19 protein-coding genes are annotated in these 19,594 nt (G+C 42.3%); all 19 read right to left on the bottom strand.

All coding sequences use genetic code 11. From position 1 onward, the window contains the following. Positions 1–565 precede the first annotated feature (565 nt). Positions 566–1,642: an MraY family glycosyltransferase gene (locus tag B5D42_RS12790; RefSeq protein ID WP_078831907.1), complete on the bottom strand. Its 1,077-nt coding sequence runs from the start codon at positions 1,640–1,642 to the stop codon at positions 566–568. Between the two features lie 164 nt (positions 1,643–1,806). Further along, positions 1,807–2,544: a tyrosine-protein phosphatase gene (locus B5D42_RS12795; protein WP_139367148.1), complete on the bottom strand. Its 738-nt coding sequence runs from the start codon at positions 2,542–2,544 to the stop codon at positions 1,807–1,809. A gap of 26 nt (positions 2,545–2,570) precedes the next feature. Next, the gene (locus B5D42_RS12800) at positions 2,571–3,362 is read right to left on the bottom strand and encodes a glycosyltransferase family 2 protein (RefSeq protein ID WP_217698821.1); all 792 of its coding nucleotides are present in this window, start codon (positions 3,360–3,362) and stop codon (positions 2,571–2,573) included. Positions 3,363–3,367: 5 nt separating this feature from the next. Next, positions 3,368–5,095 carry a carbamoyltransferase family protein gene (locus B5D42_RS12805; RefSeq protein ID WP_078831910.1) on the bottom strand — a complete coding sequence of 576 codons (1,728 nt, stop codon included), beginning with the start codon at positions 5,093–5,095 and terminating at the stop codon, positions 3,368–3,370. Positions 5,096–5,120: 25 nt separating this feature from the next. Beyond that, positions 5,121–6,251, bottom strand: coding sequence for a glycosyltransferase (locus tag B5D42_RS12810; RefSeq protein WP_078831911.1), 1,131 nt, complete (start codon positions 6,249–6,251; stop codon positions 5,121–5,123). After that, a complete protein-coding gene (locus B5D42_RS12815) occupies positions 6,248–7,438 on the bottom strand; it encodes a glycosyltransferase family 4 protein (protein ID WP_176113005.1) in 1,191 nt (396 codons plus the stop codon). The genes B5D42_RS12810 and B5D42_RS12815 overlap by 4 nt, the downstream gene beginning before the upstream one ends. Next, positions 7,435–8,763, bottom strand: a complete 1,329-nt coding sequence (locus tag B5D42_RS17915; RefSeq protein WP_176113006.1) for a hypothetical protein — start codon at positions 8,761–8,763, stop codon at positions 7,435–7,437. Before B5D42_RS17915 ends, B5D42_RS12815 begins: the two co-directional genes overlap by 4 nt. A 99-nt stretch (positions 8,764–8,862) precedes the next feature. After that, on the bottom strand, positions 8,863–10,020 hold the full coding sequence (locus B5D42_RS12820; RefSeq protein ID WP_078831913.1) for a glycosyltransferase family 4 protein: 1,158 nt from the start codon (positions 10,018–10,020) through the stop codon (positions 8,863–8,865). Next, a complete protein-coding gene (locus B5D42_RS12825; RefSeq protein WP_078831914.1) occupies positions 10,013–10,861 on the bottom strand; it encodes a glycosyltransferase family protein in 849 nt (282 codons plus the stop codon). The genes B5D42_RS12820 and B5D42_RS12825 overlap by 8 nt, the downstream gene beginning before the upstream one ends. Then, the gene (locus tag B5D42_RS12830) at positions 10,854–11,516 is read right to left on the bottom strand and encodes an FkbM family methyltransferase (protein WP_176113007.1); all 663 of its coding nucleotides are present in this window, start codon (positions 11,514–11,516) and stop codon (positions 10,854–10,856) included. Before B5D42_RS12830 ends, B5D42_RS12825 begins: the two co-directional genes overlap by 8 nt. Before the next feature lie 231 nt (positions 11,517–11,747). Next, a complete protein-coding gene (locus B5D42_RS12835; RefSeq protein WP_078831916.1) occupies positions 11,748–12,623 on the bottom strand; it encodes a class I SAM-dependent methyltransferase in 876 nt (291 codons plus the stop codon). Positions 12,624–12,650: 27 nt separating this feature from the next. Further along, positions 12,651–13,712, bottom strand: a complete 1,062-nt coding sequence (locus B5D42_RS12840) for an acyltransferase family protein (RefSeq protein ID WP_078831917.1) — start codon at positions 13,710–13,712, stop codon at positions 12,651–12,653. Then, positions 13,693–14,913, bottom strand: a complete 1,221-nt coding sequence (locus B5D42_RS12845; protein ID WP_078831918.1) for a glycosyltransferase family 4 protein — start codon at positions 14,911–14,913, stop codon at positions 13,693–13,695. Before B5D42_RS12845 ends, B5D42_RS12840 begins: the two co-directional genes overlap by 20 nt. A gap of 22 nt (positions 14,914–14,935) precedes the next feature. Next, positions 14,936–15,598 carry a class I SAM-dependent methyltransferase gene (locus B5D42_RS12850; protein WP_078831919.1) on the bottom strand — a complete coding sequence of 221 codons (663 nt, stop codon included), beginning with the start codon at positions 15,596–15,598 and terminating at the stop codon, positions 14,936–14,938. Continuing rightward, on the bottom strand, positions 15,579–16,151 hold the full coding sequence (locus B5D42_RS12855; protein ID WP_078831920.1) for an acyltransferase: 573 nt from the start codon (positions 16,149–16,151) through the stop codon (positions 15,579–15,581). Before B5D42_RS12855 ends, B5D42_RS12850 begins: the two co-directional genes overlap by 20 nt. 1 nt (position 16,152) lies before the next feature. Next, positions 16,153–17,034 (bottom strand): glycosyltransferase family 2 protein, encoded by an 882-nt coding sequence (locus tag B5D42_RS12860; RefSeq protein ID WP_078831921.1) that lies wholly within the window; start codon positions 17,032–17,034, stop codon positions 16,153–16,155. Continuing rightward, complete coding sequence (locus tag B5D42_RS12865; protein WP_078831922.1) at positions 17,004–17,948, bottom strand: glycosyltransferase family 2 protein; 945 nt, start codon at positions 17,946–17,948, stop codon at positions 17,004–17,006. Before B5D42_RS12865 ends, B5D42_RS12860 begins: the two co-directional genes overlap by 31 nt. Beyond that, the gene (locus tag B5D42_RS12870) at positions 17,933–18,598 is read right to left on the bottom strand and encodes an alpha-1,2-fucosyltransferase (RefSeq protein WP_176113008.1); all 666 of its coding nucleotides are present in this window, start codon (positions 18,596–18,598) and stop codon (positions 17,933–17,935) included. The genes B5D42_RS12865 and B5D42_RS12870 overlap by 16 nt, the downstream gene beginning before the upstream one ends. Positions 18,599–18,856: 258 nt before the next feature. Next, the gene (locus B5D42_RS12875; protein ID WP_176113009.1) at positions 18,857–19,519 is read right to left on the bottom strand and encodes a DUF268 domain-containing protein; all 663 of its coding nucleotides are present in this window, start codon (positions 19,517–19,519) and stop codon (positions 18,857–18,859) included. Positions 19,520–19,594 lie beyond the last annotated feature (75 nt).

Consider the following 19,594-nt stretch of genomic DNA (forward strand, 5'->3'; position numbering starts at 1 on the left):
TGTATACCTGTCCACCGGCTTTTCCTTGTACCTGATCTTCACGTCACCTGAATTCCCGTTGGCATAAATCCGGGGCGAACGGGTATCCAAAGCATTGTATTTGGGTGTGGAAGGTTGCTTATGCTTTTGAGATGGCTGCGGTTGCCCGTGGAAGATATTATCCACGGTAGGAAACGCATCATAATCCGGCTCTAAAACATCGGAAGTAGTGAACAGGTAGGTGCGCCTGTAGCAATGACTACAACGGTATCTTTTTATCGGTAGCCAAAAGAACAATTTTTTAATTACCATTGCCCTTTCGACACGAGTATCCAGTGTGCCTTTTTTACATTTACGGCACTGTCTTGACTGATGCACAGTTTTCATTAAAATTGGATTCTGCTATGAATAAACTGTCGGATATTGGATCGTCAGCCTAAAAGTACAGGTAAGAATAGCTTTTTACAATAGGAAATACATAAAAGCGCCCGTTTTTTTTAGAAAACGGGCGCTTTTATGTAAAAAATTACAGATTTCGTAAATATTGCTAGTTCATGAAATGGCTATCATTCACATGACAAGGTGATTATGCTGCTTTCTGAAGATGGAACCTGCCTGCCGCCTTGCGCTTCGATTTCATGGTCCACAAAATAATATTGGTGCATAATGCCAATAACAGCAGGCCACAGATCAAAGGCATATTTCCTGCTTTCTGCAACAGGAAAACCATTGCTATACTCACAAGATTGATCAATATCAGTATAAGTGAAGATTGTATATGCGAGAATTTGAGATAAACAAGTCGATGGTGCAGATGATTATTATCTGCTTTGAACGGGGATCTTTTTAACCAGAGACGCAGAAAAAATACACGTAATGTATCATATACCGGTATGATCAGGATACCGATGGCAATAGCCGGTGCCGAATGAAAACGAACTGCGGGAACAGCGCCATTTTTATTTAATTCAATAAAACGCACACTCAGGATGGCAAGGATAAAGCCAATGGTAAGTGAACCTGAATCGCCCATAAAGATCTTTGCAGGCGAATAATTATAAAAAAGAAAAGCGATCAATGCACCGCCGAGTGCGAGCGCAAGCAGGCATTCACCTTTATTGCCCATCATATAAAAGCAAACTGCATAGGTAAAGCATGCAATAACACCTATCCCTGTTGCAAGGCAATCTATACCATCGAGCAGGTTCATGGCATTATATAAAAAGATAGAAACAAGCATGGTAAACGCAACGCTTAACCATAATGGCAGTTCGTATATCCCGGCTAACCCGTAAAAACTGGTAATACGTATGTCTGCCATATAAGCCATTATGAAAGCCGCAGCTATCTGTGCTACGATCTTTTTCATCGGATCCAGGCCTACCAGATCGTCTTTTACACCGATCAGGGCGATAATAAAAGAGCCGGCTATAAAATAGTTGAACCAGGGAACCAGTGAGGCTTTGATCAATATACCGGATCCAAGGAGTAAAGCCGTATAAATAGCAATGCCACCTAAATTCGGCGTTCGCTGTATATGTATTTTTCTTGTTTCGAGATTATCGTCGAAGAGATGCTTGATCTTTGATACATCTATTAATACCGGTATCAGGAAGTATGTTACCAGGAATGTGAAAAACAGTATCGATAAAACAGATAGCATAAGCGTTTTCTTGTTTTTACAGACAATCCCGGGGGTGAAAGCAGATAGTTTAGTACCGCTAATGTAAGATTATTACTACAATCCGCACCTTAATTATTTCTAATTTGTAGGATTTTACCTACACATTCAACTATAGTATAATATAAAAACGTCGGAGGGGAAATTTATAACCAGGAATGGTTCAGGAAGGGATAGTTTTTAAGCTCCGTCCATACAGAAGTACGGGAAAGAGTTTTAAGCGCAGCGATATGTTTCATGTGATGCACATCGCTTCCGGCGAGCGTGATCAACTTGTCTTTCAGTAACCGCGTAGCAATATTTTTAACGGCCGGGCCATAATATCCGGTAAAGGACAGGAGATTGACCTGCAGCAGGCAGCCGGCATCGCAGAGCTTACGATAAACTGCGTAATCATTATGATAAAAATTATAGCGCTCAGGATGTGCCAGAACAGGCTGGTACCCACTCAGGCTGAGCTCGAATATTTCGTTATGCAAAAAAGGTGACTCTGCGAGATAAGACATTTCAATCAGCAGGTAATTACCGGTTAATTTCAGCAATGAGTGATTATTCCTGTTCAGGGTAAAACCTTCGTCGAGCATATATTCTGCCGCATACGCGATCTCTATATCAGCAGGCCCGTTATCGGCCAGGCGTTTTTCAAGTTTTGCATGTGCTTCTGAAATAGACGCGGGAGTATTACGGTACATATCTGCCATAACATGTGGTGTGCAGATGAGTTTTCGATAACCCAGCGCACGCATTTCTGTGATCAGCTGTACCGATTGTTCAATGTCTTCAGCACCATCGTCCAGTGCCGGCAGCAGGTGGCTGTGCATATCTGTGCTCAAAAAAGACAGATCTGTGGGCTCCGTTTTTTTATTTCTGAATAATCCGAACATCTTATAAAGGTAATATTGTTCCGCTATCAGCCGCGGTTCCGCCTGCGATAAGACAGCCAGCGCCATTGCAGTGCCGGGAACAGGAATTGTTTTACTTTATACAACGGTTTGCAATACAATGTATACCATCTGGGACTTATCTTATTATTTTCCCAGACAAGCCGGTCTTCTTTATTGATTGAAAATCTTCTGCTGAAGCTACCCGTGCTCACACCGCCGGTACGCATCCTGATCAATACTGCGGGAATATATGCAAGTGCGATGCGGTTGATCAGCAATAAGCGGATCAGCATATCGTAGTCTGCAGCCACTTTATAATCAATATTAAAAAGCCCGAAGCGTTCATAGCAGCCGCGTCTTACGTACACAGTAGGATGCGGAGGCATCCAGCCCCTGTAAAGCTGGCCATACCTGTATGATCCGGCCTTCCATACCCTTTTGATCCGGCTGAGATCATTGCGGTCAACAAAAACAAGGTCGCCGTAAACAGCATCAATGCCAGCGTCTTCGAAACGGGCAGCAATACGCTCAATTACCCTGTTGTCTGCCAGCACATCGTCTGAATTCAGGATCCCGATAATATCGCCGGTAGCAAGTGCAATGCCTTTATTCATGGCATCATAGATGCCGTTGTCTTTTTCCGAACAGATCTTCGCGATGTGCGGAAAACGGTCAGCGATCTTCAGTGTATCGTCTGTTGAAGCTCCGTCTATGATGATATGCTCAATATCGGCGTAGCTCTGTTCTTTTACCGAACGCAGTGTGTCTTCCAGCGTAGCGGCACTGTTCCAGGTTGCCGTAATAATTGTGATTTTCAAACCCATCAGCGTTCTACGATATAATTTTCCAGCACAAGCATATCCATTTGTGTACGCAGAAAACACTCCAGCGCTTCTGCCGGACTATTTACAATCGGTTCATTCTCGTTAAAAGATGTATTCAGCAGTATCGGAACACCCGTAATAGCATGAAATGCACTGATGAGCGCGTGATAACGCGGTGAAACATCTTTGCTCACGGTTTGCAGCCGCCCGGTTCCATCCACATGTGTTACGGCCGGGATCAGCGCGCGTTTATTTTCCTGCACCGGGAATACTTTTTCCATGAAGGGCACTTTATCATTCAGATCGAAAAAGGATGCCGCATATTCTTCGAGCACCGAGGGTGCAAATGGTCTGAAACTCTCTCTTCTTTTAACCTTGGCATTCAGGAGATCTTTGGCATCCTCACGCCGCGGATCTGCTATGATGGATCTTCCGCCCAGTGCCCTTGGACCAAACTCTGCCCTGCCCGTAAACCAGCCCACCACTGCGCCGTTTGCGATCTTTTCAGCAACATATTGCGGAAGTTCGGCATCGCCGAGTTTTTTATAACTGATGTTGCGGCTGCCGAGCAGTGTTTCTATCTCCTCCGGGCTTGCACGTTTGCCGGTATAGGCGCTGTAAATAGCCGGTTGTCTTTCCATGTTCAGCAGCTGGTGCTGTACATACAGTGCGGATCCCATGGAAATACCTGCATCATGACCTGCCGACGGAATATATACCTGTCTGAAAGGCGTATTACGGCTGATCTTGCCGTTTGCAACGCTGTTCTGCGCTACACCTCCGGCAATACATACTTCGTTAAGCCCTGTTTTTTTATGGAGATGGTTCAGCAGATGAAAAATAACCTGTTCCGTTACTTTCTGTACTGATGCCGCAATGTCTTTATGGTGTTGATCCAGTGGCTGGTCTTTGGCTCTCGCCTTGCCCAGCAGTTCTTCCATTTTCTGGCCATACAATGAAGGGATCTGTGGAATATGTGCATCGCCATAGGTAACGAATCCTTTATGCGGCGATCTGAAGAAAGAAAGATCAAGTTGAAAAAGCCCATCATCGGTACAATGTATTACCTGCTCCAGCTTCTTCGCATACCTTGGGTTGCCGTACGGTGCCAGTCCCATGATCTTATATTCATCCCCGTAATGCGGAAAACCGAGGAGTTGTGTAAATGCTGTATAGAAAACCCCTAAAGAATGCGGGAAATCAATAGAGTCTGATACTTCGATCCTGTTGTCGCTGCCCGTTCCGGTCATGGTGGTAGTAAAATCACCGGAACCATCTATACTCAGTAAAGCAGCTTCTTTAAAGGGCGATGCAAAAAATGCGGATGCAAGGTGACTTCGGTGGTGTTCAACCGCGTGGATCTTCGGTTTGATGAGTGCTTTATCAATTGCAAAGTGGTGTTCGAATTCTTCTTCGAGACTGGTTATTTTTTTCCGGTTGAAGAACCTGTCTTTTATAAATCCGAGACTCGCTACCGGTGATTGTGAAACGAAACGCAGTTTATTCCAGAATTTGGCGCCCGGGTCGCGGCCGATGGCAATATGGTCTACCTGGTCAAGGGTGATACCCGCTTCCTGCAAACAGAATGCAATGGCTTCTGAAGGAAAGCCAGCCCAGTGTTTGATGCGACGGGAACGCTCTTCTTCGGTTGCGGCTATCATGGTGCCGTTTACAAAAATAGCTGCGGATGAATCTGCGTGGTAGGCATTGAGGCCAAGAATGATCATCTGTTAATTTTTAAATCACTGCTGGTTATGAAGTGAATAATTTTTTATATCCTGCTTTGAAATCTGTTCCAAAATAATATTCACAGGCTTCATGGTGGGCCTGTATACAAAACAGCTTATATGTAGTCTGGTCCATCAGCCGCATTCGTTCTAATGTTGCAATGACCGTCGACACATTGTTTATCTCCGTGTTAAACCCTGCCTTTTTTATTTCCAGATCCGTCCATGGAGTAAAAGGACTTGTTATGACCGGCCGGCCAACACTCAGGCATTCGTATAATGCATGACCAAAGTTTTCCCCTGAAGATAAAAGTGCTAATGCATCGTAAGCAGCTATTGTTTGCTGCACCATTTCGGGCTGAAGGTCGCCCTTGTAGGTGATTTTGTCTGGATGACGGCTTATAATCGGCAGGCATTTTTTCTCCCAGTATTTGACATCCTTAACCGGCCCGTATACATTCAGATAAACATTATCCATTTCTGCAACAGCAGCCAGGAGCAGATCAAGATTTTTCTTGGCTGTGATCAGCGAGAGGTAAACAAGGTTCAGTTTCCCTGCCTCTTTTTGCGGCGTTGCAATAACAGGAAGGGGTTTGCGGGGGAGATTCGGCAATACTACAATACCGTTATTTTTAGCAAAAACTGATGCAATATCTTCCTTTTCCACAGGATCGGTAGCATGCCATTTTGCGTTGTTAAGCAAGCCGCTTTTCTTAAGCAGGAAAAGATAAATACGTTTCTTTTTGCTTTTGACATTTAAAGCTCCGGCCTGGAGCATTCCTCTGGGGCTAATGATCATTTTCTTTTTCAGAAAAAAGTTGACCAATACCGGCAATAAAAAGAAGGAGCTGGAAAAAATGCCATTGAGATATATCACATCTGTTTTCCTGACGGCGCGTATAAGGCTGCGGATCTGTAACCCACGGCCTGCTTTATAAAATATGCTGTATTCGTTTCCACGTACAACAATATTATTCCATTCATTTGGGGTTACCTGATCATAAGGAGCGGCTGCTGTAAGATCGTATGAACTGGTATATACCGATATGGTAAAATCTTCACGTATACACTCCGTAATATTTAACAGTGATTGAATCGGGCCGCCCGCTTTATATCCCGGGTAATAATATTCGGCAAACACCAGCAATTTATTCATTTACCAGCTTGCTCTTTAATTTTTTCGATTGCCTGTATTACTTTTTCGTAGGAGTACTCATCCCTGATCAATTGCCTGGTTGCATTTCTTTGCGCTTCTACCTCTTCCGTACTTCTGCTCAGGTATTTACGAATTCCGTTTGCCAATGCTACGATATCACCCGTTTTATATATTTCTCCGTTTTTATAGCCCGTTCTTACAAGATCGAATGCGGAGCCGGTCATATCGGAAAGGATAACCGGCAGACCGAAATTCATCGCTTCATTTACAGACAACCCCCAAGTTTCGCCTAAGCCTGATGTCATTACGAAAATATCCGCAGCCGCATAATAATATGGAATCTGCGATTGGTTTACAAAACCTGTGAGTGTAATATCATTCGCAAGTTCATTGTCATTGATAAATGTTTCCATCTCCGCTCGTTTATCACCTTCACCAACCATGACCAAATGTATATTCATACCTTTTAGCAGGAGCATCGCCTGCAACAGGTCTAAGGGTCTTTTTTTGCTGATATATTTACCGGAATACAAAATGATTTTTTCCGAACCGGGTAATTTAACCAGTGCGCGTGCTTCTTCTTTTGAGACAGCATCGGCAACCTCTGCAAAACGTTTGTTATCTATACAATAGGGAGCGAAAACAAGTTGTTTTTCGGAAACACCCAATGCAGTATAAAATCTTTTGTTTTCATTTCCGATATACAGGAACCGGTCTACCCTGCTGAACAGCATTCTCAGCCACAGGTGTTTGAAAAATGTGACAACCCTGTTTTTCTTTAATTCATGAACATAAGGTGTTTCGGCACGCAGACATACAACATGACCGGCTGTTTTTGCAAAGAGAATAGCCATGATATTAGTCGCATACCCCCAGCCATGTATTATAAATACCGATTTTTCCTTTTTGAATAAATATTTCAGGATACCGAAATTGATTAATCCGAAAAATCCATTGTCGGAAGAAGGTTTAAAGGAATGATTTTTAAGAAACCGCGACCGGTAACCTGTAAGCATCGGGATATCCCATTGTATTTTCTTACCGAACTCTTTATCCAGCTTTCCATCCGGGTTCGCACCCGAGCAATAAATTATTTCAAGATCGGAGCTGTTTTCAGCTGTGATCTTCTGATATAGCGGAACAAAATACTGGATAGGATGCGAATTTAAAAAAACTACAGGGATCATTGCTTTAATAACGGATCTACTATATTCTGGATCTTTTTTTGAGTTAGCAGGATTACAACAAAATAAATAAGTATAAAGCCAAATGCTTTTTTTGTATCGGCTCCATAAATATTTACCAGGAGAAAAAACGGCATGGTAAATATTGTTGCCCATAGCTGGTTAATACTTCGCCGGAAAAGGAATTTATACGCGGTTCCGCAAAAAAAACCGAACAGAAAAAGAGGGATATACATAAATACAGGGCCGAAATCTATATAGGCATCAGCTGCCGTGCCCAGACTGAAAGATGTAGCCTGATCGGCACCGCTCAGGTTTAGCCCCGTATAATAGTTAGTGTGTTTACTGTCGTCCAGCGTTTCTTTATCAGGATCAAGAAAGCGCGGAACCAGGTAATGGGAAATGGCAGACCAGTATATTTTACCATATTCGTATGGTTTTACCGCCGGAACATAGGCCGTAGCAGCTGCAAAGTACTGTACATAACCGATCCGGTTCACCAGTGTTACTATAGCATCTTTATACTCAGAATCGCGTACGTCATTCGCGCTTCGGATCAGGTTTACAATCGCATCTTTTTTGCTTACTGTTACTGACTGACTAACCACTCCCTGCGTAACATAGTTCCGGTAATTTTTTTTGACAGAAGTCCACAGAATACTGACATGCGCAATTAAGCCTGCACCCAGGAGCAGCAGGAAGGCCGACCGGAAATTGATCATTTTGCGCTGTAAAACAGCTATGGAAATAAATGTGAAGAACATGATATACAGAAAGCTGCTGGCGAAAAAAGAAGATAATCCCAATACGAATTCAGTACAGATAATCAGGTACAATATTAACCGCAGTTCTTTTGCAGTTTTATGTACCAGGTAGAATGTCAGGAAGAAAAAGCCCCATTTGATATAAAAGAAGAAATAGATCAACTGAACAACAGACGGGAATGCCCAGATTACGATCTGGGTTAAATAAATCACTACAGATATTGCAACATAGATAAACAAAGATTTCTTAGCTGAATACTGCACCGCTATAGTGTTAAGATCGGGATGTTTCAATTTCCGCACGGCCAGAAAAAGCCCCGCCGAAAAAGAATACAATGAAATAATAGAAAGTGTTATAGTGAACGGGAACTGGCTAACCGGGAAAATCGTATTGCGCATCAATTCAGCAAGGGTTGTTCCGGTGGCAGAACAATATAAGATTTGTATAGAAACAGAAAGCCATTGTACCAATTGCCCCCAGAACAATACATTCGACTGCTGCGGAATCCAGAAAAATTTATAGATCAGTAACGGGTAAAAACAGATCAGGGAGATCAACAGCACGTCTTCGCCAGCGATTAAAGCATATAGTGAATAGCCACCTGCGGCTAACCATAATAGAATTGGTATTTTAATCTTTCCGAACATTATTTAAACCCGCTTTTATTTAACAGCCTTCAGAATATGAATAAAATTATCTGCCACTTTACATATATTAAAATTATCTTCAATATGTTTCCTTGCTTTTAAAGCATGTTCTTTATATAAAGCAGGATTTGTAGCATAAAAAACTATTGCATCCGTCATTTTTTCAACATCTTCTTTAGGCACAATGATCCCGTTCACGCCGTTTTCAACAATTTCGGTTGCTCCGCCAGACGCTGTTATGATAACAGGTTTTTCGCAGGACATTGCTTCCGCAACTACCAGCCCATAGCCTTCATCGTGCCTGGATGCCAGAACAAGCACATCTATGGATGTGTAAAAATCATTCACATTTTCACTCCAGCCAGAGAATACAATGTATTCATTTAACCCCTTTCTATTGATTAATTCCTTTAAATGACTATAAAAGGGTTCCAGTTGCTTTCCTCCTATCACGAGCCTCAGGCTGGAGACTTTACCAATTGCTTTTTCAAATGCTATGAGAAGATCTTCATGTCCTTTCGTTGCAGACATCTGGCCGGTGATCCCTAATATAAAACTGTTACCGGGCCATTTTTCCGAATATGCTTTCCGGGATTTATGTTCTTGCCTTTCCGGGAGTGATATGCCATTATGGAGAAGAGATATCCGATTCGCTTTACAGCCTAATTTCTGAAGACGGTCGCTGACGCTTTGTGAAATGGCGATAAACCTGTTAACCGGCCTGGCATACAAAGAAAACAATCTCACCTGGAAAGGAATGGCAGGAGACGGATCGTGCATATGACAAACTACTTTCCGTTTACTGAAAAGCAATACAGGAAGCAGTAGTATTAATTCATGATGGTTTGCAAAAAAAACAATATCCGGTTTTTCCCTGCGAAAAGCATTCAGTACATCGGAATACAGACGCGGCAACTTAATCAAAGCTGAAAAACTCATTTTCAGGTATTGCCAGTTCAGGTTACGGCTGAACATACCCAGCCAGCTGAATGAATAGGCAAACCCGGCTTTTTTAACATGTTTCTCAAACTCTCCGTTCGTCCAGCGGGTTATTATAAAATGCGGTTCAACCTGTTCTGCGGCTGCTGAGAAAAGATCTATGGTAGCGTGCTGCAGGCCAAAGCAAAACCCCGATGGAACAATCGCCAGTACTTTTATTTTATGATCATCCATTTTGTTCAGTAAAATTATCCGGCCATTTTGCTTTTTGGATATTTATTGGCAGGTTTGAATTTGGAACATATTCGGAATGTATATCATCTACAGAATCAGCTTCCCAGCCAATCGATTCCCGGTGGCTGGATTTCTGAAATTTATCTCTGATCCGGGCATTATCTCCCAGCCAGCATCCATGATGAAACACGCCAATCTGTTCCGGGCAATTAATGAAGCCAAAGAAAAATGCAGACCAATCCGGAAGCCGCAGCATTTTGAATAACCTGGCTAACCTGTGCTCATTCCAGGAAACAACTCTGCGTTGTTCGAAAAGGACTCCGGGTTTAACAAACCCGAAATGCGTAAAATCGATTGTCGTTCTCGGTATCCTACGATTCCACGTGCGCACATAATTATACCCTGTTACCCGCATTCCCCGCGGGTTCTTCTTTTCAAGGAAAGAGAGAATCGATGGAATGGTAGTCTGGTCATATATTTCATCGGCATCGATGACCCAGAAATAATCAGGCGGGTTGTGAAATGCTTCAACTGCCGTTATCGGGTTTCCGTGTGTTTGTATACCCTTAAAACTTTTCCTGTTAAAGGCCAGCATTTCCATATTCCTCGCTGCTGCTTCATCAGGAAGACGCCGTACAACAAGATTGATCTTTCCTCCCGGATCCGGATATTTTAATATTATATCAACGGTACCATCAGTATTTACGGCTGTACCATACCAGTCTCTGTCGTATTGTGTAATAACGGAGATCCTGTCGCAGAAGGGATAAATAGTATCCAGTTGCGCAGTAATAAAATTCTCTTCGTTTAGAGCGAGAATGATGGCATGTATTTTAAGCATATACGGGCTCGCAGAGTAAATGGTAGCTTAACAATTGCGGTGTCAGTTCAATATCCGAGAAAAATTCGTCCTTATTTTTCAGTTGCCGTCCTTTTGAAGGGAAAAAGCGGTTCAGGAAACGGCGCGCCTTGCTCTTCCGCTGTTCGTCAAGAAACGAATAAAAAGAAATGGAATAGCCCTGATTTTCCAGCCATGATATCACGTCTTCGCAGTTATCCTGGTAATTCAATATGAACTGCGGGTGAATTTCGATCAGTAACACCGGTTTATGTTTTCCGATAATGCCGGATGCGCCTTGCAGCACTTTGTATTCATAACCTTCAACATCTATTTTGATATAGTCGATTTGTTCCTGATTTTTCAGTTCCGAGTCTAGTGTACTGACCGGTATTTCAATTGTATCGGCGTTTTCGGCGGCCGCAATGGAAGAATTATTGTTTTTAAACATTCTTAATTTACCACTTTCTTTTCCGACAGCCATCATCTTCATGTTAATATTCCCTGCATTATTTGTTTCAACAGAACTGATAACAGTATTATAAAGATGGGGCATCGGTTCAAATGCGTGTATTTGCTTTGCCTTATCCGCCATCAGCCATAAGGTTGTGCCGATATTGGTTCCAACATCCACATATACAAAACCCTGCGGCAGCATTTTTTTATTTTTCCTACCAGGAAATACTCCGGTAAATACCGGCATCCTTCAAAGATCAGGTCTGCTATTGTTGATTTGTCAACAGCATTATTATCCCTGTTAACAGAGATCGCATAATTCTTATAATAAGGGATAGTAATCATCCCTCCCTCATTCAACAGGCGGCTGATCAAAAAAGACAACCTGTGTTTCAGTGGGATTATCCTGGCAATAAGGCGGTATTGCCATACGTTAATCTTCATGCCTTCTTTTTATCGCGTTTATAAAAATGAGCTCTCGTTCCTTCTCGTATTTCTTCAATGCAGGGCTGTTTTCCTGCAATGTACATGCATGTTGCAGGTAAGCCACCATTTCATTCCTGTTCGTTATATATACCGCATCCACGTCAGGTAAAAAAACATCTGTGAATACTGTAGGAGCAAGATTAACCATAAATAAAGGTTCTTTTTCTGCCTGTCTTATCAGACGGGAACACTTGAACGGTATACGCATCCGGTTATCAAAAAAAGTGATTGCTGCATCTATAAATCTACGTTGTGCAATTTTCTGGCTGGTGGTTCCCTGGCTGAATCCTGCTCTCTGGGAAGACATCCTGCCATAGCCCATAAAATCCGGGCACAGGATAATAAGCCGTCCGCCCGGTTTCAGGATCCGCTTACATTCGTCCAGGAATGAAGCAGGCCTTGCGCTGTGTTCGATCACAAATACTGAGAATACCAGGTCAAAGCAATTATCTTCAAAAGGCAGTACAGCAGGATCACGGATTACATTAAACTGCGCTTCAGGATAACGTTCTTTATTTTTTTGTATCAACTGCGGTGAAAAATCACAACCATGATACCTGTTTTCTATTTCTGGGTGATGATACAGGATATTTGCGCTACCGCAACCTATTTCACAGATACTGCCGGCCTCTGCTGCCAGGTTTTGTATTTCATTGTACCCGGTTTCATTTACATCAGCCCAGTTGGAAGACGTGAAATCTATGGTTTCATAATAATTATTATTCCGCGCATAATACTGCTGCATTTTATGCTCCAGCGCTGCAATAGCATTTTCGTGCACTTGATTGAGACTACTAACCCAGTTGATTTTTCTGGTACTCATATAACTATTTTAACGGATTCCCTTGTATCAGCTAAAGATCCGGTTGCGTATTTTCAGAAAAGGAATTTCAATCAGTTTAGAAAGAACCACACCAACCAATATGGCTGAAAAAATATAAACCAGCAGACTCTGCAGGTAAGATAAATTTACCAGTTTGTTAATAGCTCCCATGATCCAGAACTTGCAGGGCATATGCCACAGGTAAATCGAATAAGAAAACACTCCTACAGACGCGGGAGCAGCAAAGAGTTTCCATTTAAATACCGATTCATATTTTAATACGATGAGCAGAAGATTACAGGAATAAAGGCTGAAAAAGGTAAACCCGAAATAGAGTTGTGACACATCGCTGATTCCCTTATTTGCCTGTGCATATATAAATGGAATTGCAGCGGCGGCAAATGGCAACATTATCCATTTTTCCCAGAATCTGATTACCCGCGTTTTATATAAGGTCAGATACGCCAGTATGCAACCCCATAACAAGCCATCGATTCTTGTATGTGTATAATAAGGCACCCTGTTGCTGTCTGTGATAACACCGCGGTAAGAAAATTTTATATAATTGATCAGCAGGATTAATACAAAAAAAATAAAAATGAAAGAATCCGATCTGTAGTTTATTTTCTTTTTACCAACAATATAAAATACAAATGCAATCAGAAAATAGAAGTGCTCTTCAATGGCCAGCGACCAGGTATGTGGCCAGAGCCCCTGTACATAATTCTGGTAATAAAACAGTTCGGCAAATAACTGCCCTGTATCAAGTTTATGTTTTAAAAAAAACAAAACGAAAGTGAGACCAATTAAAATATAGAAAGAAGGATAAATTTTAAATCCCCTCCTGATCAGGAAACGCCGCGCGTTGAACGATCGCCGTTCATCAAGTTCATTGAATACCAGTCTTGAGATCAAAAATCCGCTTATTACGAAAAACAGGTCTACCCCAATCCAGCCAATGCGCTGTAACGGCTGTACCAGCGTGGCCAGATTAGTTGCAGCAGCAGTATCCGGAGCTGTATCGAAATGCCTGAACAATACCAGCGCTACTGCAATGAACCGTAAAAAATCAATTCCCTGGCTTCTCATGTATTTTTTTTAGCGTGCTTTCCCATCGGTCGCCATATGCTTTCCAGTTGAATTTTTCAGCTTTTACGATCGCATTCCCCGAAATCGTTTCCAATAATGCCTGATCTTCTGCGAGAACACGCATTGAACCGGCAAGCCCGGCAACAGAGTAATCTTCAAGAATAATTCCGTCTTTGAAATGTTCCATCAGATCCACAGCGCAGGTTGCCGTTGTTGTTATCACTGCTAATCCACAAGCCATTGCTTCCAGTACCACAAGTCCGAAGCCCTCAAAAAAACTTGGAAAAACCAATACGTCATATGTTGGCAATACACCCCTTAATTCAGCTGATGAAAGCTTTCCTACTAGTTCAACTTTAGGGTATTGTGTTAGGATCTCATGTTTTACCTGTTCTTCAACAGGGCCAATTAATGTAAGTGTTGCACCGGGCAGAGACAACAAATTCCAGCTTTCTAGTAGAAGCGGAACGCCTTTTCGTGCATCAACAAGTCCCACAAATACAAACCTTATTGAATCGCCCTGTTTTCTCTTTTTAGGAATGGGTTTGAAATCAAGGCTGTTTACACCATATGGATTGATCAGTATTTTTTCCTGCGCTATGTTGTTTACAATAAGCGTTTGTTTAGTGAACGAACTCGCTGCCATGATACAAGTGGCCGTTTCCATTTCGAGCTGTTCGTATGCAATATACTCTGGCGATTTATAATGAATTGTAGATTTCCATTGCGGATACCGGTTGGCTATGCTCTTGTATACTTCCTGCTTTGCAAGCGAATGTGCAATGCTTACATCTAAGATGAACTTTTTATTTAACTTCTTACAGCGCTCAGCCAATACCCAGCCTGAGGTATCAAAACCCACAACAATATCGGCTTTCATCAGTTCATGATCCGGGATAAGTTCCTGGAACATCCGGTTTCTTTCAAACAGTACCGATTCGCTGTCTGCGCCTTTCCTTAACAGTTTCTGTGTATTCCATTCAAGGCGGAGAAAACATTTTATCTTTTTCTGAGGAACCGACCTGATAATCCTGTTCCTGAGCGAAGATCCGCCAAGGAACTTTGTTATCAGGCGGCCTGTTATGCTTTTATCAGATATGGCTAAGCAAGTATAGAACCTCAAAAGCAGCCCTCTTTCCTCTAGCTCTTTCGCAAGTTGAAAAGAATGTTGGGTTCCCGGATGTGCTACTAATATTTTCAAACCGCGTTGCGCTTACTGGTATTTATTTGGTTTCTGCATACAGCCACCTGTTATGTTCAAGTGGTCGCTGTTCCTTTATAAAAAAACGCCACCATTTATTCCTGATGATCTTTACTTTATAATTCTTTGCCTTCAGCAAAGCAATACACTCGTCTTCAAGTTCCTTAGAATGCGTCTCAATCAGCCATGTAGCATTATGGTAAGCAAAATTGTCTCCGCATGAGCGCAGCAGGTCTGCCTCTCCGCCATCGATATCCACAAGCAGGAAATAAGGTGGCCTTGATCCAGATGTAAGTTCTTCAACTCCTACAAAACCTTGTTTCATGGGATTTCCTACCAATCTGGTTTCGACTTTATAATCTTGCTCTTCCGTATAACCATTCAATGCTGCATTCGCAACCAATTCTGTTACAATCGGGCCAGGTTCACAAGCAATAACCTGTTTACCTGTCTTTAAAAAAGCGAGCAGGTAATATCCATCGTTCGCACCTACATCGATCAGTGTTTCGGCTTTGCTCATACCTTTTTCCAGAAAAGGATAGATCTCTCTTTCATACAATCCAAGCAAATGCTGCGAGCGATGAGTTACGTCGTATTTTATCTGCATTCCCTTTGCAGGGCCAAACCTGATGGTTTGCGCATCGCTGCCTGAAAACAGCAGTTTTTTAAGAATGTTTTTCACCATTATGCTTTAGTAGTTTTGCAGGGACTCCCCCGATAACACTACCGGCGGGAAAACTTTTTGTTACCACCGCTCCGGCCGCCACCACGCAATAATCTCCTAACGCTACGTTCTTAAGCAGTACAGCCTTTGCACCTATCCAGCAGTGATCGCCAATCTTTACACTTCCTTTTTTCATTGGTTCCGCTGCCGGGGAAATTCCGACACCATGCGCATGATCGGAATCTGTGATATATACATCCGGACCGATCATGTTATGATTGCCTATCTGAATCTCACCGCATGCATCCAGCATGCAGTTCCTGTTAAAGTAGTTGTAATTACCGATTCTTATCCTGATCCCTTTATGATCAGCATCTTCAGGCCAAAGCATAAAACCTTTCGTGAACGCATTATTATCGCCAATCTCTATTTGTGTCAGGCGCCGGCAACGACCACCCTCCATCCTGTTTTTTCTGCCAATGGTAAGTCCGAGCAACCTGAAAATCAGGATCCTGATCCTGCTCATCAAACCATAAGGCATACGCAATAAAAGAGGTTCTAACCGCGACAGCATATTATTGATTTAAGCGGATATATTTTTTAAACGTACTTAATGATACTGCTTTCCGACCGGTTTTAAAAGTAAAAAGGAAACGAAAAAAACGTTTCATTCCGTTTAAACACGGCAACAGCAGCTTTTCGTTTTCATATGTTGCTGAAAATGCAAGATGCTTATAGAACTTCGAAAACAATGCCGGCAATAACAATAATAGCGGCGTTCTCCGCCACATGAATACCAGGTCATTGCAAACACCTGACTCATGTTGCGCTTTTATATTGCGGGATATGCTGGTCTTATCATGCCACACCTGCCAGCCAGAGGACTTCATAATTTTATACCCATTATTCATTAAACGAATACATAAATCTTTTTCTTCACTTCCATAATATCCGGGTGTTGTAAAATATCCGCCGGCTTCCAGTACAGGGCGAATCCTGAGCAGATGCCCGCAACCAATATAGTTATTGGTTTCAGTTATTATATTCTCTTTCTGAACACGATTGTGATCATCCGGGCTTAATATATCAAACGCCAATGCTGCAACATCTTCGTTTCTGTCCATATACTGTACAGCGTCCAATAAGGTATTCGCATCGAGAAACCATGCATCATCATCGAGGCTACAGAAATAAACTGCATCATGCAATGTTAAAAACAGGTTTCTTGCATACATTAATCCCTTCTGTTCTCCAGACAATATCCATTCCACCGCAGTGAAATTTTCCTTCAGCAGTTTTGTACCGTCCGTAGAGGCATCATCAAATATTACTACATGCTTATCGCCGTATGTCTGTGACAAAGCAGATTCGATGGCCTTCGGCAACACGGCACACCTGTTCCTGGAAGTTATCCCGATTAATATTTTCATTGCCCTTTTCGCATTATCAATGACCATGCGCCATCTATTTTCCCGCCGATATCGGGAATCAATGTTTTCCAGCCATTAAAACCTGTTAGTCCGGATAATATTCCGAATAATTCCGCTGCAATGAGCCGTATCAGATCCGCAGTTTTTCTTTTCTCCATTATCCTTGTCATAATGTAGTAGCGGTTAACGATCTGTTGTTTGCTCAACAGTCGCCTTTTGCTTTTATGTCCTGATTGCTGACTATCATGGAATATTCTTGCAGTCTGTACGTTATACATCTGCCATTTTTTTCCAACCTGCAACGACAATGCTACATCTTCCATAAAAGAATAGCCTGTAAAATGCGGATCAAAAACCGGTACCGGCAAAGCCTCCCGGCGATAGATGACACAGGTGGAGTTCAGCCATTCAACCTCCACTAATTGTCTGCTTCCCTGGTAATCGACCGGCAATACATTTATAACAGGCCCGAAGCACTTTCCATCGTAGAAGTCCAGCTTCCTGTCGCTGATGAGCCGGTAATACGTTCTTGTAATTTTACCGGGAGGAAATGAATGCTGGTTGGTTATAAAAGCATTTACGCCACCAACGTTTTCATTTCCGGCAATAGTATTGAATAAGAAGCCAAAGCAATCTTTTTCAAGTATGATGTCATCATCCAGAAAAGCAATAAAAGGCGAGACGCTATGTTCAACGCCCTGGTTTCTTTGGGAAGCAGCACCTTTTACACCGGCTTTTTCATATTTCAGGGCTATGCTGTCTGCATCCCAGGTGGACAACAATTCTTTTACAGCATTATTATCGGACGCGTCGATAATAATCAATTCCCGGGGCTGAAAAGTCTGCTGCCTGAGGCTTGCCAGTGTTCTTTCAAGGAGCCAGGGCCTGTTTGCTGTTGCGATTATGACCGATACCGGTACAATAGTTATATTCTGATCCAAGTATTCGGTATTAAATCTGTGGTATTAACAGATGTATCCGCCATCCACTTTTTAGGAGCAATTACAATTTTATCCCCACTCGTGTTCAACCATGCAGCCCACCATGCAAATGAAGAATTGGGTATAATAAAATGGTTGCAGGCAGTCATGAGTTGCATATAGTCACTGAACTGTTCTCCCGCATAGGTGTGATCTACAAAAAAATGAGGGTACTTGAAAATATTCAAGTGTTCCTTACACCATGCAATATCATCCGAAAAAATAAAGATTTCCGGTTTGTCATATTTTGCTGCTATGATGTCCAATGCCTTCTTATAATAATCCACAGGAATTGTTCCCATTGTATTTGCAGTGGATGCTATATTTACATAATCCGTTCTTCGCACATTTACGCAGACAGCGTTGGTTGCCTTTATCCTTTTATGCAGTTCTGAAGCTTTTGCCGAAAGGGGCAATCTAAATTGAAATGCAGTCCTTATTTTCTGCTCTATGCTTTCGAAATAACGGTAGGACTGCCATAATCCTGCTATATAAATTTCACCTCTTGCATTCAGCACATCAGCATCAAAATGATAGAACTTTTCTCCGAGCACTGCATCGCCTGAAAATAGTTTACGGGCTTTAAATATTATTTTTTCAGGAATATTCATCAACTGGCTGTTATACCTTGAAATCTCCTTTTTGGATGCCCATTCTTCATTTACATTGAAAATATTGAGATCAAATGAACGGTTAACGGCATGTCTTCCGGGTGACCAGTCAAGCAGGATACTTGTATCCAGCTTCAGCTGCGTATTATTCAATATAGCAAGGTGTTTCCCCAATGCATATTGAAACATCTGGTTACCCATTCCACCCATTAATTGCACTATGACCATTTTTGTATCTTTTTACGAAGCATATCCCGTTTAAGTCCTGCTCTTTTTTACAAAATGATATAGACCGCACGCATATTTTGCATTTATATAATCAGCAGCCCATGCATTGGCTATGAATTCATTATGATCATTCACTACACTGAATTCTAAGAGTTCCATACCAGGCAGCAGGTCGGTGAAGATGGTGGGGTCCAATACCCGCTGCGCGTTAAACTCTACCCTTGGTCTGCCTACAGGAAAGCTGATGAGTAAATGGCCTCCCGGAGCTATAATATGCTGCAGTGTAAGTAACCCATCAGAAAAACCACCGGGATTAATCCGATCTCCATACCTGCCCAATCCGATATGTTCCAGGGTATGCAGGCATGAAACAGAGTAAATACTGTTCGCGGGAATATCCAGATTGGTGATATCGCCGTACTGAAATTCAAAATCTGGCAATGAGAAAGAAGGCTTCCTGATATCAATTGAGATCACTTTTGTAATAGCGGTAGCCTGGCCCACAAAGCCATCGTATCGGGAACCGATATCGTAATGCACGTACGGTGCAATTGATCTTAACTTACGCAATGCCCATATATCCTGGTAAAAATAATGTCCGCCGCCACTCTGTGCATCTTCATTTTTAAGGTACAAAACAGGGGCGATGTCACTCCATACTATCTTACCACCCTGCGCCCGGTATTTTTTCAAATCCCCGAAATAACGGTAGTAGGCACCGACCATAGCAAACGGTGACTTAAATAAATAATGCCGGGCGGGCTGTAT

The organism is Sediminibacterium ginsengisoli, from assembly GCF_900167075.1.
Lineage (GTDB): Bacteria > Bacteroidota > Bacteroidia > Chitinophagales > Chitinophagaceae > Sediminibacterium > Sediminibacterium ginsengisoli.